Raw genomic sequence first — 16,203 nt, forward strand, 5'->3', positions numbered from 1 at the left:
CAAGCGAACCCACTTCTGCATAAATAAACGCCATCCCCATCAGCAGCGTTGCCGATGCCGTGGCTGAGAGCACCAAATACTTTAGCCCCGACTCAAGCGAGCGCTTACGCATATAGGTATAAGCCAGCATGCCGTATAACGGAATCGATAGCATCTCAAGGCTCATAAAGAATGAGGCTAAATGCTGGGCGCTGACCATCAGTAGCGCACCAACAGTCGATAGCAACATGAGCAAATACAGCTCTTCTTTATGATCGTCTAAATCGGCTAGATAGGCATAAGACAGCGTAAAACAGGCCAAAGCACAGATTAAGATAACCACCATATTAAACTGGGCAAAGTTATCAATCACAAATAACTGCTCAGCGCTTGGCACAAGCGTACCGCTATCGATGATGCCAGCCATTTGCCCAAGCAAGGCAAACAGCCCTATGTTTAAACCAACCACCGAAATGGTACCGATCACCATATGTGAGCGTTTAATGGTAATGGCAATCATCACTACCAATACAGTCAATACTACCGCAATGATTGGCGCATAAGGCATCAGCCCCATCAAATCATTCATCGTAAATTCATTCATGACTTAACGTGCCTCCATTGCATCAAGCAGCTGCGATGCGTCTACTTGTGTCACTTGACTGTACATATATGCGTTATTGATCCACTGCATGGCGTGACTTGAAGTGTCAAGGAACGGCTGTGGATACAGACCGAGCCAGACCAAACCTGCTGCCAACATAAGTAGCAACGACAGCTCGCGCTTACCCAAATCTTTTAATGGACGTGAAGGCAAACCATGGGTTTCGGTCTCTCGTAACGCCACTTCTTTAATATTATTGCTACCGAACATGGCACGGTGAATCAAGATAAGCGAGTATAAACCTGCCAATACCAAGCTAAATGTCGCAAATACCACAAACACGGGATAATCAGCAAAGGCGCCAAATAAAATCATAAACTCGCCGATGAAGTTACCGGTACCCGGAATACCAAGTAAAGCGGCACAAAAGAACATTAGAATCGGTGCATAATAACGGAACTGACCCCACATACCGCCCATCAAGGTCAAATCGCGCGTATGCAAGCGCTCGTATAACTGCCCTGCCATAATAAACAGTGCCGCCGAACTTAAACCGTGCGCCAGCATTTGAATCATCAAACCTTGTAAGCTAATTAAAGTACCCGCGTAAATGGCTAAGACCACAAAACCCATATGCGAGATACTGGTATAAGCCAGTAAGCGCTTCATATCAGTTTGCATAAAGGCCAGCCATGCCCCGTAAAAGATACCTATGGTACCCAAGGTCATCGCAATCGGCGCAAAATCTTGTGACGCTGCTGGGAATAACGGTATGACAAAACGAATCAAACCGTAAGCAGCAGTCTTAATCAAAACCCCTGCCAAATCCACCGAACCTGCGGTTGGCGCCTGCGCATGGGCGTCAGGTAGCCAGCCATGAAAAGGGAAAATCGGCAATTTAACGGCAAAGCCAATAAAGAAGCACAGCATGATCGGATATTCCCAGCCACCAAGTGAGGTGCCGAGTAAGTCATTATAATTAAAGCTCACCACGCCTTTTTGCGCATAGCTGATAATGACCAATATCAAAATACCGACCAGCATGATAAGACCAGAGGCTTGGGTATAAATAAAGAACTTGGTTGCCGCGTATTCTTTGGTCTTGCCGCCAACCACATCATGACCCCAAATAGCGATCAAGAAGTAAATCGGAACCAGCATCATCTCCCAAAAGAAGAAGAATAAGAACAGGTCAATGGCCAAGAAAACGCCAATGACGCCGCCCAAGCTCCATAAAAGGTTAAGATGGAAGAAACCAACGCGGCGTTGAATCTCGTTCCACGAACAGGCAACGGCCGCAATACCGAGCAGACCTGTTAAACCAACCATCAGCAGCGATAAGCCATCTAGCGCTAAATGAAAGCTGATACCAAAGCTTGGTATCCATGGCACCATGAATTCTGCAACCCATGGCACGTTTGCCTGAGGCGCAATCACCTGCTTACTCATGCCGCTATAATCGCCGTATTGCCACAATACCAGTGACAAGGCAAAGGTTAACGTCATACCGATTAGAGCAATCCAGCGCGGCAGACGTTTATTAAAGCGCTCGACCAACCAACATAGCAACCCTGCGATAAAAGGAATTGCGATTAATGCTGGTAGCATCCACGTTTGTTGTAACTCTATCATCTTATACCACCGTCATCATTACCAGCACCAACAGCACAGCCACACCCAAGCCAAAGCTTGCAGCGTAACCTCGAAGTGACCCTGTTTGCGTCGCAGACAATACCTTGTTACCAGCGGAAGCCAGCTTCGGTAAAATAAGCCACGTTTTATCGATAGGGTCGGCTTTAAATAAGCGGCCGATGAACAAAAAGGGTTTTACAAAAACTATATCGTATAGCGCATCAAAGCCCATACCGTGATAGCACCAATGATATAACGCTGCGCCTATAGAGGTCTGCTTAAAGCGGGTCAGCATGCGACCTTTATCAACGACATATAACAGTGCTGCGAGAATTAAGCCTGCAAGCATCGCACCCATAGCGATATATTCCGCCGTATGTTTGTCATGCGCTTGACCCGCTACTTCTAATAAGTGTCCAACGCTTTCTGGTAACACGCCTTGTAATGGCGGCGTAATCCACGCACCAACGGCGGTTGATAATACCAATAGCACCGTCAAAGGTAGCCAATAGGACACCCCAGATAATTTATGCGCAGGGGTTTTTTCTTCACCGAAAAAGATAATCCAAATCATACGGAAGGTATAAAGCGCAGTTAAGAAGGCACCGAATACACCCATATAAAATAGAACTTGATGACCGGTTGCGTAACTTTCCCACAGAATTGCTTCTTTAGAATAGAAACCAACGGTAACCCAAGGTATCGCTGCTAGCGCACCGCCACCGACGATATAGCACCAAAATACTAGCGGTATCTTTTTGCGTAAACCACCCATCTTAAAGATATTTTGCTCATGATGAACCGCAAGAATGACCGCACCCGATGATAAGAATAGCAAGGCTTTAAAGAAAGCATGCGTCATCAAGTGGAAGATAGCCCCTTGCCATGCACCTACGCCGAGTGCCAAGAACATATAGCCAATTTGGCTCATGGTCGAATAAGCGAGAATACGTTTAATATCGGTTTGTGCCAGCGCACAAAATCCAGCAACAACGAGCGTCAATGCACCCACTGCCCCAACCCAGTACAAGAGTACGCCTGGGGTAAGGAGAAATAAAGGATGCAGACGTGCGATCAGATATACACCTGCGGTAACCATGGTCGCAGCGTGAATCAATGCTGAAACTGGCGTCGGACCTGCCATCGCATCAGCAAGCCACGTATGTAGTGGCAGCTGCGCTGATTTACCCATCGCGCCACCAACGAGCATAATAGTGGTCAAAATCATCGTTGGATTATTGATATCAAAGATTTCTGGCGCGCGGGTAATAATCTCTTGAATATGCAGGGTGCCAAATTCGCGGAATAATAAAAACAAACCAAAGGCCAAAAACACATCACCAACGCGGGTGACGGTAAAGGCTTTCATCGCTGCCCGACCATTGGCACGGTCTTGATAATAAAAACCAATCAAGAGGTACGAGCAGATACCGACGCCTTCCCAGCCAAGATAAAGTAAGAACAAGTTATCGGCCAATACCAGCAATAACATGCTAGCGACGAATAAGTTCATATAGCTGAAAAAGCGCGCAAAGCCTGTTTCACCTTTCATATACCAAGCGGCAAACAGATGAATCAAAAATCCGATACCGGTAATTACACCCGTCATCGTTAATGCCAAGCCATCAAAGCTCAAGCCAAAACTTGGCGCAAAATCCCCAACTTGGAACCACGTCCATAGCGGAATCTCGATGACTGTACCGGCAGGGTTGGTTGTTAAAAAGGTGTAGCTGACCATCAGCGTGCATAGCGCTGATAGCAGCATGCTACCGACACCGACAATCGCTGCTACCTGCTCACTTAATTTGTCGCGCATAAAGGCTAAAATCAAAAAGCCAACGAGCGGGAATATAAAGGTTAATGGTAATAAACTCATGACATCATCCTTTCATCTCATTGGCGCTATCGACATCGAGATGCCCACGCTGATGGTAAAACCGCAATAATATTGCCAAACCAATGGCCGCCTCTGCTGCTGCTAGTGTCAAAATAAAGATAAACATAATCTGTCCATCTGGATCGACCCAGCGGCTACCGGCGACCACAAATGCCAAAGCCGTCGCATTCATCATGATCTCAAGGCTCATTAGCATAAATAAGAAATTACGCCGTACCATGACACCGCACAGACCAATTGCAAATAAAATACCGGCCAAAATCAATCCATGGCTCATGGGTATCATACCCAGTACATTTTGCGCCTCAGTAACAGGCTGCACAAAGCCTGCGACCTCGTGGGCAAACGGCACATTTGCAACCTCCTGTGCCACGCTCGCTGCTAGTACCATCAGTCTGACTCCTTGCGCGTGACTTTTTGTATATCCGCCTGCTTACCGACATTCATACCGACATAGTCAAGCGGGTCAACCTCTTTATATTCGTATGGTTCAGCCTTTTTTAGCGCATCAGTATCGATAGGCATACCATTTTCATCGTAATGTTTGATACTAGCGACATTTGGATTGGATGCTTGGCTTGCTTTGTTATGGTGTCCTTGATCATAGCCTTGAGCGCCGTGACCGATAATCTCATCATCGATAGACTCTTTACCCAAATGATAAGCAGCCACCAACGCAGCTAATAATAGTAATGCCGCCACTTCGACCAACATAATATATTTGGTAAATAGCACTGTACCGACGGCTTTGGCTGAGATAGTCGTCCCACCAATCATTGCCGTATCGGTATGATTAAGACCAATCATCGCATACAGCACAACCGCGATGATAATCGTAAGCCCCGTCGGTACCGCCCAAGTACCAGCGTCAAGCCAGCGCTCTTCACGCTCATCATTACTCATGCCAAGGTTTAGCATCATAATAACGAACACAAACAGCACCATAATGGCACCGGCATAAACAACAATTTCAAGCGCACCAGCAAACGGCGCACCTAAGACAAAGAAAATACCTGAGATGGCCAATAACGACACAATCATCGATAAAATAGCATGCACTGGATTGGCAAGGGTCACCACGCGCAAGCTGGCAAATATTGCCACCGCTGCCAGCGCATAAAACCCTGCCAATTCAGGACTATTTAAAATATTCATCATGGTAGCAAGCTCCTTAGATCAATCGGTGCCGCTTCATTTTGCGCCGCGCCTTTTGGTTTATCTGCTACCGCCATACCCGTCACGCGATAATAGTTATAATCGGGATATTTACCCGGTCCAGAAATCAGCAAATGCTCTTTTTCATAAACCAAGTCTTGACGGACATATTCGCCCATCTCAAAATCAGGCGTCATCTGAATCGCCGTCGTCGGACAGGCTTCTTCACACAAACCGCAAAAGATACAACGTGAAAAGTTAATGCGGAAAAATTCTGGATACCAGCGACCATCTTCACGCTCTGCTTTTTGCAAAGAGATACAGGCAACTGGACAGGCTACGGCACATAAGTTACAAGCCACGCAGCGCTCATCACCATCAGGGTCACGCGTCAACACAATACGGCCACGAAAGCGTGGCGGTACTGGCACCGGCTCTTCTGGATAAAGAATGGTGTCGCGCGGCCTGATTGCATGACTATTGACCATCCACATACTGCGGACAATGGTAAACATACCAATGACGGTCTTTTTTATCGTAGTAAACATGGGATTATTATCCTTATCAGCTTTACCCTAGTTCATCAGTAATGGCTAGTAATGACTATAACGTTGGGGAAAAAATCAAAATCACTGCGGCAGTCACCAATAGATTAATCAAAGTTACCGGCAGGCAGATTTTCCAGCCAAAGTTCATCACCTGATCATAGCGCGGACGCATGAGTGAGCCTCGAGCCAAAATAAACATGGTCATAAAGAATAGCGTTTTAATCATGAACCAAAAAGCTGGTGGAATAAAAGGAATATCTAAATTAAACGGCGCAAGCCAACCGCCAAAAAACAAACAGGTCATCAAGGCAGAAATTAGTACGACGTTGACATACTCGCCAATAAAAAACATACCAAACTTCATGCCAGAATATTCAACATGATAACCTTCAGCAAGCTCTTGCTCGGCTTCTGGTTGGTCAAATGGATGTCTATGGGTAACGGCAACGCCAGCGACCACAAAGGTTAAAAAGCCAAAAAATTGCGGAATGATATACCAGCCGTCAATTTGCGATTCAACGATTTCACGTAGGTTAAATGAGCCCGTTAGCGCAACCACACCCATCAATGATAAGCCTAAGAAAACTTCATAACTGATAGTTTGCGCCGCTGAACGTAAACCACCGAGTAGTGAGAACTTATTGGCAGACGCCCAACCACCGAACATCACTGCATAAACTGCGATACCTGCCATGGCAAAGAAAAACAAAATACCGATATCCCAATCAGCTACCCCGAGGGTTGGCGAGACAGGAATAATGGCAAAGGATGCCAACGCAGTAAACATGGCAACCGCTGGCGCCAAGGTAAACATAAACTTATCGGTAAAGTTTGGCGTCCAATCTTCTTTAAAGAAGATTTTGAGCATATCAGCAACCAGTTGCAATGAGCCAAACGGACCCACACGGTTCGGACCGTAACGGTCTTGCCAAAGCGCGAGCATGCGGCGCTCATAAACAATCATCAACGCCGCTACGATAACCACCACTAAAAAGATAACCAGCGCCTGCACGACCATAAAAAGTATCGACCAGGTATCAAAGGTCATCATACCAGCCAAAAAGCTTGGCACATCAGGGATAATACGGGTAACTTGCAAATTACACCTCCTGTGTGGTGGTCGGCGCGCTATTTACTGGCGTAGCGCGATTATTGTTATTGGCTGCGACAGCATTATCAGTGGCCATACTACCCATCATCGTCACTGGCGCATCGACTTTGCGTACTGACGCTGGCATGGACGGATGGATAATACTCACTTGCCCAACCGGATAGCCGATACAGCCTTCTGCTAAGTAATCAACGAGCTCAATGGGCAAGGTGATTTGCTGTTTATCAATCTCAATCGCTAGATAATCACCCGCTGCAAGACCCCATGCTTTGGCATCATCGATACCGACGCGCCATGTAGCGAGCGGCAATTGCTCAGCAACCACTGTGCTACGTGATGCCATCATCGAGCTGGCATACAGATTATAAACCGGTACCAGTTTGGCTTGTCCTTGCTGCATATCTGTCGTCGTTGCCGAGGTAGCTTCTGGCGCGACATATTGACGCGTGGCAAGACGCTCTAAGCGATCAAATAAACGGACGCCCGGATCGCCATTTCTCAGGCTACCACCAACTTTGTCTTGGTATTTATTCCACGCTTGCGGTGAGTTCCAACCGGCCGCACTGGCAAAAGGAATCATCGAGCTTGGCGTCTGCTTACCGCTATAACCTTCCATTGAGAAGGTTAAGCCAGTATCCAAATCTTTTGGTTGCATCGGCTCATGCACAGATACGGGCGCACGCATCGAGGTACGACCTGAGTAGCGACGCGGCTGACGGGCAATTTTTAGACCAGTCATGCGGTAATCAGCGTCAGGAGCGGCGTCTTTAATACCCGCAAGCTTAGGATGGGTAGCGATTAGAGCATTGATAACGTCATCAAGCAGCGTCCAATCGACATCACGACCTTCCAAGCTGCTATGGACTGCATGCAACCAGCGCCAGCCTTCTTTGATACTGCTCATTGGATGATAGTATTCGTTATCATAAACTTGGAAGAAGCGCTGTGCACGACCTTCAGCAGAGATAAGCGTACCATCTGCTTCTGCAAAACTCGCGGCTGGCAAGACGATATCGACGTCTTTATGCCAATCAAGCAATTGATGGTCAAGGGCAATAACGGTTTTATCCATCAATAGCTGGGTTAACTTATGCGCATCAATGGCATCGGTTAATTGGTTTTCGGCCACGATGACCACATCAAAATCGGTCGCTAATAACTCTTCGACCGATTGACCACCAAGCATACAAACGCCAATACTATTGGCATCGGGAACCGCCAAATAAATACCCGCTTGCGCGTGATAGTTTTTATTAACCTCTTTGAGCTCAAGCTTGGTTGCAGGCTCGCGCTCGACATCGTCTTGCGCTTCGGTATCAACGCCAGTCTCTGGTTTATTTGGTTTAGCAGATAAGTCTTTGTCTTCGCTTTGCTGCGCCGTTGCTGCTTGTGCTTCAGCAGCTTCGACCTGCTCATCACGAAGCTGTTCATTACGAACCTTAGCATTATGCGCTTCGACCTGCTGCTGCTCAGCGGCTTTAATCGCCGCACGTTTCTGGGTCAGTGCCTGAGTGATTTGCGCTGCTGCTTCTATCAAAGCAATCGATGATAAGCTAGTACCCGAGACCACCAACGGCTTATCAGCTTGAATTAAGTCATAAGCGATTTGCTGGGCTAGCGCTTGCATTGGGTCAGACGCTTCATCAGCATCTTGTTGGGCACGTTGCGCGTCTGCTATTTGGGCTAAATCATCTACAAGATTGGCAATTGCGTCAGCCACTTTAAAACCAAGTTTGGTAATATCTTCAGGTGTTGCAACGACGCTAACTTTACTGATATCTTCTAGCTTGGTTTGAATGACATCGATAATATAGACCGGACTTTGCACGCCTTGTCCAATACGTTTGACGGGCTCAGCCAGCCAAGATTGGGTTTTGGTCGCTGCTGCCATTTTGATGGCTTCGTTTTTCGCCGCTTGACGAATCGATAGCGCCACACGCGATGAGGTTTGAGTAATATCTTCACCCAATACCAATACCGCGTCATGGCTTTCGATATCAGCCATACCGGGGTTATAAATACCCTCAGTGCTTAATACTTCAATACATTTATTGACCAGTGCTTGTTGCTGATGGTTTAAACCGGTTGAAAAGCTATCAAAGCCAACCATATTTTTTAGCGCAAAATTGGTCTCAAGGCTCGCACGTGGTGAGCCAATACCGATAACTTTTTTGTCTTTGATACGTTTGATAGTTTCATCAAGCGCATAGTCGATATTGATTTTGACATGCTTGTCATTGATACGCTCAAGCGCTTGGGTTGGGCGGTCTTCGCGATTGACATAGCCGTAACCAAAGCGACCACGGTCACATAAGAAGTAACGGTTTACTTCACCGTTATAACGGTTTTCGATACGGCGCAATTCGCCATAACGCTCGCCCGCTGAGATGTTACAGCCCGCTGAGCAGCCATGACAAATACTTGGCGCGTATTGCATGTCCCATTTACGGTTATAGCGCTCAGAGTGAGTTTTATCGGTAAATACACCCGTTGGGCAGACTTCGGTTAAGTTACCTGAAAACTCGCTTTCGAACTGACCATCTTTATCACGACCAAAATAAACGCGCTCGTTTGAGCCATAGACGCCCAAATCTTCGCCGCCCGCGTAGTCTTTATAAAAACGTACGCAGCGATAACAAGCGATACAGCGGTTCATTTCATGAGCGATAAATGGTCCAAGCTCTTGATTGTGATGGGTGCGCTTGGTAAAACGATAGCGACGACGGCTATGACCTGACATATAGGTCATGTCTTGCAGATGACAATGTCCGCCTTCTTCACAAGTTGGACAATCATGTGGGTGGTTGACCATCAATAGCTCAACCATCGACTTACGAAAGGCTTTGGCTTCATCGTCGGTGACTGAAATGTACATATCATCGCTAGGGGCGACCATACAGGACATCACCAAGCGCCCGCGACCCGCTTCCATATCTTCTTTATTTTGATATTGCTTAACCGCGCACTGACGACAAGCACCTGCTGAGCCAAGGGCTGGGTGATAACAAAAATACGGCACATCAATGCCAAGTGACAAACATGCTTGAAGCAAGTTGTCGCTGCTATCTACTTCGACAGTGGTTCCATCAATATGTATGACTGCCATGCCGCTCTCCTTATTTCACTTCTGGCTGTTGATGAGCTGCAGCCTCAATGACATCTTCGCCAACCGCCTGCGCAATTTTTTGATCAAACTCAGGACGGAAATATTTAATTGCACTCATCAGTGGCTCCATCGCACCCGGCGCATGGGCGCAGAAGGTTTTACCGATCCACAAGTCACGGGTTAAGCCTTCTAATTTCTCAACGTCACCGATTTGACCTTGACCGTCGTTAATAGCGGTGAGCAATTTAACGCCCCACGGTAGACCATCACGGCATGGTGTACACCAACCGCACGATTCACGCTGGAAGAAAATTTCAAGGTTGCGTAGTAATGGCACCATGTCTTGTTCTTCATCGACGACCATAATTAGCCCCGTACCCATACGGCTACCAGCTTTTTGAATGGTGTCAAAATCGACAACGGTATCTAAATGCTCAGCGGTTAAAAAGTCGGTTGATGCGCCGCCCGGCAACCATGCTTTAAGCTTTTTACCTTCTTGCATACCGCCAGCAAAATCTTCGATAATTTCGCGCGCCGTATAACCGAAGGGTAGTTCCCATAGTCCTGGGTCATTAACCAAACCTGAACAACCAAATAGCTTAGTACCCGGAGTTTCGACCACGCCTTTGGCTTTTGATAAGTCTTGATACCATTTACTACCATGCAAAATAATCGCTGAAACATTATGCAAAGTTTCAACGTTATTGACCACAGTCGGACGACCCCATGCACCTGCCACTTGTGGAAATGGCGGTTTGGTACGAGGATTGGCACGGCGACCTTCTAGGCAGTTAATCAAAGCGGTTTCTTCGCCGCAAATATAACGACCAGCGCCGGTATGGACGTGCAAATCAAAGCTAAAGTCTGAGCCTAAGATATTATCGCCAACCAAGTTATTGGCACGTAATTCTTCTAGCGCCGCCGTTAAACGCTCTGCTGCTAAGATATATTCACCGCGAATAAAGATATAACCTGCCGTTGCGCCAATCGCGTAGGCAGAAATCAGCATACCTTCGATAAGTTGTAGCGGTAGACGCTCCATGAGCAAACGGTCTTTAAAAGTACCTGGTTCCATCTCATCAGCATTACAGACTAGGTAGCGTGGACCGCCATCGGGTGGCGCCATCAGCGACCATTTAATACCAGCTGGGAAACCTGCACCGCCGCGACCTTTGACCACTGCTTCTTTAATAGTATTCAAAGTATCGTCTGGTGATTGGTTTAAAGCCAGTTTTAAGGCTTCAAAACCGCGTAGCGATTCATAAGTAGCTAAGTCCAATACCGCATCGTGATGGGCAAGGCGCCAGGTTAGCGGTTTGGTTTCACTGGTAGCGGTCGCTTTATCGCCATAAACAGGAATGCGCTGGTCATTTAATTGGCTTGGCGCTTTGCCTTGACCGCGACGAGCAATCTGCTCTGAAATGGTTAAACTCATGCGTATAGCTCCAACAATTGGGCGACTTCAGTGGGCTGCACAGGACCATAGGTGTCTTCATTGATTAACACAGAAGGACCTTTGTCACAGTTGCCCAAACAGCAAATCGGCAATAGCGTAAAGCGGTTGTCAGCGGTGGTTTGACCATAGTCGATGCCCAGCTGCGCTTTTAATTCAGCCGCCAGCGCTTCGTAGCCCGTTAAATAACAAGCGACCGAATCACAAATAAGAATGACATTGCGACCGACCGGCTGACGATAAATACGGTTAAAGAAAGTTGCCACCCCATCCATGTCGGTCACAGGGATATTTAGAATATTGGCGATGGCATTCACTTGCGCATCATCGACCCAACCGTTGCGCTTTTGCACGATTTTTAGGGCATCTAAAGACGCTGCTCGCGGATGGGGATAATGGTGCATAAACTCATGGATAGCCGCAATCTCTTCTGCGGTTAAGATACTTGCCACATCTACTTTTGGCATTTTATCGGAAACAATTCTCATAATCTTCTTCTTTCCTCACTCAGCCCACTGTCTATATAGCGCTTGGCGCAGCAACAGCGTTTTGGTGTGCCAGTCTGGCGATAACATATTAATAAAACGTTTCTTACTTTTAATGTTTAACATCTAGCACTTAACGGTCACAATCGGCCATGACGATATCAATCGATGCCAAATACATAATGGCATCAGAGACCAACGAGCCATTAATCACCGATGGCATCTGCTGCAGGTGCGCAAATGTCGGCGTACGGATACGGGTACGATAGCTCATCGTCGCTTTATCTGAGGTGATGTAATAACTGTTTAAGCCTTTGGTGGCTTCTACAATCGTGGTGCACTCACCCGCTGGCATCACAGGACCCCAAGAAACCGAGATAAAGTGATTAATCAAAGTCTCGATATCGTTTAAGGTACGGTCTTTCGGCGGCGGTACGGCCAATGGATGATCCGCCTTATAAGGACCTTGCGGCATATTATCCATGCATTGACGGATGATACGTAGCGACTGGCGCATCTCTTCGATTTTTACCATACAGCGATCATAAGCATCGCCGTTATAACCAACTGGAATCTCAAAGTCGTAATTCTCGTAGCCCATATACGGACGCGCTTTACGCAAATCAAAATCTAAACCTGTCGCACGTAAACCTGCGCCAGTCACACCCCATGCCAACGCTTGCTTGGTATTGTACTGGGCAACGCCTTGGGTACGACCTTTTAGCACACTGTTTTGCAATGCCGCTTTGACGTATTCATCTAAACGTTTTGGCATCCACTCTAGGAACTCACGCACCAAACGCTGCCACCCGCGCGGTAAATCATGCGCTGTACCACCGATACGGAACCACGCTGGGTGCATACGGTAGCCAGTCACCGCTTCGATGACGTCATAAGCTTTTTGGCGATCGGTAAACATATAGAAGACTGGCGTCATACCGCCCGCATCCTGAATAAAGGTACCGACAAATAGCAGATTATTGGTAATACGGAAAAACTCGCTCATCATCACGCGGATGGTTTCAGCGCGCGGCGGCACCGTAATACCGGCAAGCTTTTCAACCGACATGATATACGGTAGCTCATTCATTACACCGCCGAGATAATCAATACGGTCAGTATAAGGAATATAAGAATGCCATGTTTGACGCTCAGCCATTTTTTCGGCGCCGCGATGGTGATAACCAATATCAGGGATACAATCGACAACTTCTTCACCATCGAGTTGCAAGACCAAACGGAACGCACCGTGAGCCGATGGATGGTTAGGACCGATATTCAAGAACATAAAGTCTTCATCACGGCCCGAGCGTTTCATGCCCCATTCTTCAGGGACAAAGCGCAGGTTTTCTTGCTCGTATTGTTGCTTGGCGTTATTTAAGAAATACGGGGTAAATTCTGTCGCGCGCGCATGATATTCTTTACGCAGTGGATGACCTTCCCAATATTTAGGCAATAAGATACGCGTTAAATGCGGATGGCCGCTAAAGACAATACCGAACATGTCCCACACTTCGCGCTCATACCAGTTGGCATTTGGCCAAATCTTGGTCGCGCTCGGTACGTTGAGGTCGTCTTCACTGAGCGCGACTTTGATACGCACATCGCTATTACGCTCAAGCGACATCAAATGGTAAAACACCGTAAAATCACTGTCCGGCAAACCTTGACGATGTTGACGCAAGCGCTCATCTATCGCGGATAAGTCAAAGAGCATGACATAAGGTTTTGGCAATTTACGCAGGTATAATAGGACGTCTAATAAGTCGGCACGCGCCACCCACACCGTTGGAATCTCATCCACCGTGTGCTGTACGACAAACTTACCAGCATATTTTTCTTCCAGCTCTTTGATAACTGCTGGGACAGGTTTGATCTTATTCCTGTTGTTAGGATCCATGTTATTAGGATCTGTGTTTTCAACTACCGTGACCATGAATGATGTCTTCCTTCATTAATCATAACCCAGCTATGTCAATCATAACCGAGCTGTGATAAGCGTACGCGCACTTCTAAGAATTATGAACCACTGAGCTAATAAACTAAATACTGTCTGGGCTACGCAAGTTTTTCACCGCGATACGGTCCGCTTGTTTACGGTCACGCTCAGGCGTCATTTGCGGCTGATAAATGCCCTGCTCATTAACATGAATACCCAGCGGACGACGCTCTTTGGTAATCGACTCTTGCAGTAGCATCAAACCTTGAATCAAGGCTTCTGGACGCGGTGGGCAACCTGGCACATAGACATCGACAGGAATGATTTTATCGACGCCCTGCACCACTGAATAGATGTCATACATACCGCCCGAGTTGGCACACGCGCCCATCGAGATGACCCATTTTGGCTCCAGCATTTGCTCATAAAGGCGCTGAATAACCGGTGCCATTTTCACAAAGCAAGTACCAGCAACAATCATTACGTCTGCCTGACGGGGCGAGGCGCGAATGACTTCGGCACCGAAACGTGATAAATCGTGTACGGCGGTTAAGGTGGTGGCATATTCGACATAACAGCAAGAGGTACCAAAGTTAAATGGCCACAGTGAGTGCTTGCGCCCCCAGTTTGCTGTTGAATGGACAAGGTCTTCGAGACGACCCATAAAGACGTTTTTATTGACTTCTTCTTCGATAGGGTCATTGACCGTTTGACTGGTCTGTGCAGGATAGATATCTGCATCAGGGTTGGCTTTTGTTAATGTGTATTTCATAACATACAACCTTTATTTTAAGCGCTGCGTGACAAGTATTTATTATCACTAGCGCCATAACTTCTATTATTAATAAATGACCATTTAGGGGTAAACCAGAGCGCTAAAAGTAATAAACTTAAAGCTAGTCTTGTTGTGCAGCAGTGGCAAAATCCACTGACGTCACATTACCCGTGGTATTAATATGATCGATATTTTGCAAGTGGCGACGATTGGTCTCGATATTGTTTGAGACATTAATTTGTCCTGAAGACTGCGCTGGTATCTTACCTGTTGGGTCAACCATCAGCTCATCAACGCCATCAAACTGGGTAATGTCGGCCAAATTAAAACCGTCTGGCGCCGCATATAGACGCGCTTGTTTACGACGTTTATCCGCTGGTGCCCAGTTTAAGGCGCCCAAGCTCAAGGCATATACCAAACCAATCAATAGATCGACGATAAAGGTCGCTGCGGCCGCATAACCAAGCCAGCCTGTCTCACGCACTGACACGGCATAAGCGTATAAATACAGCGCTTCTAAATCGAAAATGACAAAGAAAATCGCCACCAAATAGAATTTTGCAGACAAACGAATGCGGGCATTGCCAGCTCCGACAACACCCGCTTCAAATATCTCTTCTTTTTGTGTGCCCTGAGAGCGACCGCCAAGCAAGCGCGGAACGACCAGCATAAAGACAACTAGCCCAATGGCGGCTAAAATAAAAGCAATTGCTGACCAATTAAAAGCAGACATGATAATACGTGCTCCTCACCCAATCGAGTGTCAAGCGCACCGCGAATACTCACAAATGATGGTGGTAATGGCGATAAGCGTAACGCAGACGAAAACACAAAGTAGCTGTCATTGACTCATTTTTGAGCAAATATATTTAAACAACTCAAGGACTGTGATAAACCCATGACTATTATAGCTACTGTGCTGGTAATAACCAATTATCAAGCTTATTGACGACGATGTCAGACATGACCAACTATAGATATTCCGGCATGCACGCGGATAAAAGGCTGGTCGCCCAACGCATCTTTTAACAACGTAAGATCAACGTATTAAATCAATATCGTATTTATTGGCGTACTTAATTGATTTAATAGCTCATACACGTGGTCAACAATGACGTGACAACTGGCATAAATTATTTACGTACTATACGCATATCGGCAATCAAAAGCTAGTTTTTAACTGCATTGAATGGTCATTTTATCTGCAAAAAAAATATGTTTTTTTTACCATAAACTATGTTATAGACGTTACCTTATATTACGTGTGAATCTGAATTTTTATGTGGACGCTGCTATATATAGTGTAAGCTGCGCAAAGCAAACACTTTTTTAACTTAAAACCCGCTGCCAACTCCTCACCCAAAGACAGGGTTTTTGCTTTATAATAGCCCACTTTATTTTGTCGCTTTGGCGTTATTCGAACACACATTTTGTTACCCTTTATTATTGCTTGCACTTTACCGAAAATATCGTCTTTATTAAAAATACCATCCTTATTGACGTTATGATTTTTATTATT

At 46.5% G+C, this 16,203-nt stretch carries 13 protein-coding genes and 1 pseudogene; all 14 read right to left on the minus strand.

Going from position 1 to position 16,203, the window contains the following annotated elements:
* A pseudogene (locus tag V7D75_RS06750) lies at nt 1–583 on the minus strand (proton-conducting transporter transmembrane domain-containing protein); the annotation flags it as partial.
* 3 nt (nt 584–586) lie between these two features.
* The gene (gene nuoM / locus V7D75_RS06755) at nt 587–2,215 is read right to left on the minus strand and encodes an NADH-quinone oxidoreductase subunit M (RefSeq protein ID WP_333613940.1); all 1,629 of its coding nucleotides are present in this window, start codon (nt 2,213–2,215) and stop codon (nt 587–589) included.
* A 1-nt stretch (nt 2,216) separates the two neighbouring features.
* Nucleotides 2,217–4,091, minus strand: a complete 1,875-nt coding sequence (gene nuoL, locus V7D75_RS06760) for an NADH-quinone oxidoreductase subunit L (RefSeq protein WP_333613941.1) — start codon at nt 4,089–4,091, stop codon at nt 2,217–2,219.
* A 4-nt stretch (nt 4,092–4,095) separates the two neighbouring features.
* Nucleotides 4,096–4,404, minus strand: a complete 309-nt coding sequence (gene nuoK / locus V7D75_RS06765) for an NADH-quinone oxidoreductase subunit NuoK (RefSeq protein ID WP_045445153.1) — start codon at nt 4,402–4,404, stop codon at nt 4,096–4,098.
* A gap of 98 nt (nt 4,405–4,502) precedes the next feature.
* Nucleotides 4,503–5,270: an NADH-quinone oxidoreductase subunit J gene (nuoJ, locus tag V7D75_RS06770; RefSeq protein WP_333613942.1), complete on the minus strand. Its 768-nt coding sequence runs from the start codon at nt 5,268–5,270 to the stop codon at nt 4,503–4,505.
* Nucleotides 5,267–5,815 (minus strand): NADH-quinone oxidoreductase subunit NuoI, encoded by a 549-nt coding sequence (nuoI, locus tag V7D75_RS06775; RefSeq protein ID WP_068406521.1) that lies wholly within the window; start codon nt 5,813–5,815, stop codon nt 5,267–5,269. The genes nuoJ and nuoI overlap by 4 nt, the downstream gene beginning before the upstream one ends.
* Before the next feature lie 55 nt (nt 5,816–5,870).
* A complete protein-coding gene (gene nuoH, locus V7D75_RS06780; RefSeq protein ID WP_102077419.1) occupies nt 5,871–6,866 on the minus strand; it encodes an NADH-quinone oxidoreductase subunit NuoH in 996 nt (331 codons plus the stop codon).
* Between the two features lie 49 nt (nt 6,867–6,915).
* Nucleotides 6,916–10,032 carry an NADH-quinone oxidoreductase subunit NuoG gene (gene nuoG / locus V7D75_RS06785; protein ID WP_333613943.1) on the minus strand — a complete coding sequence of 1,039 codons (3,117 nt, stop codon included), beginning with the start codon at nt 10,030–10,032 and terminating at the stop codon, nt 6,916–6,918.
* Between the two features lie 10 nt (nt 10,033–10,042).
* Nucleotides 10,043–11,467, minus strand: a complete 1,425-nt coding sequence (gene nuoF / locus V7D75_RS06790) for an NADH-quinone oxidoreductase subunit NuoF (RefSeq protein WP_333613944.1) — start codon at nt 11,465–11,467, stop codon at nt 10,043–10,045.
* Nucleotides 11,464–11,973, minus strand: a complete 510-nt coding sequence (gene nuoE, locus V7D75_RS06795) for an NADH-quinone oxidoreductase subunit NuoE (RefSeq protein WP_068406529.1) — start codon at nt 11,971–11,973, stop codon at nt 11,464–11,466. The genes nuoF and nuoE overlap by 4 nt, the downstream gene beginning before the upstream one ends.
* Nucleotides 11,974–12,103: 130 nt before the next feature.
* A complete protein-coding gene (gene nuoC, locus V7D75_RS06800) occupies nt 12,104–13,870 on the minus strand; it encodes an NADH-quinone oxidoreductase subunit C/D (protein WP_333613949.1) in 1,767 nt (588 codons plus the stop codon).
* A 142-nt stretch (nt 13,871–14,012) separates the two neighbouring features.
* Nucleotides 14,013–14,681 (minus strand): NuoB/complex I 20 kDa subunit family protein, encoded by a 669-nt coding sequence (locus V7D75_RS06805; protein WP_068406534.1) that lies wholly within the window; start codon nt 14,679–14,681, stop codon nt 14,013–14,015.
* A gap of 124 nt (nt 14,682–14,805) precedes the next feature.
* Nucleotides 14,806–15,417: an NADH-quinone oxidoreductase subunit A gene (gene ndhC, locus V7D75_RS06810; RefSeq protein ID WP_333613945.1), complete on the minus strand. Its 612-nt coding sequence runs from the start codon at nt 15,415–15,417 to the stop codon at nt 14,806–14,808.
* Nucleotides 15,418–15,942: 525 nt separating this feature from the next.
* A partial coding sequence (locus V7D75_RS06815; protein ID WP_333613946.1) for a hypothetical protein occupies nt 15,943–16,203 on the minus strand: 261 nt, incomplete at its 5' end.

The sequence above is a fragment of the Psychrobacter sp. genome, assembly GCF_036731945.1.
Classification (GTDB): domain Bacteria; phylum Pseudomonadota; class Gammaproteobacteria; order Pseudomonadales; family Moraxellaceae; genus Psychrobacter.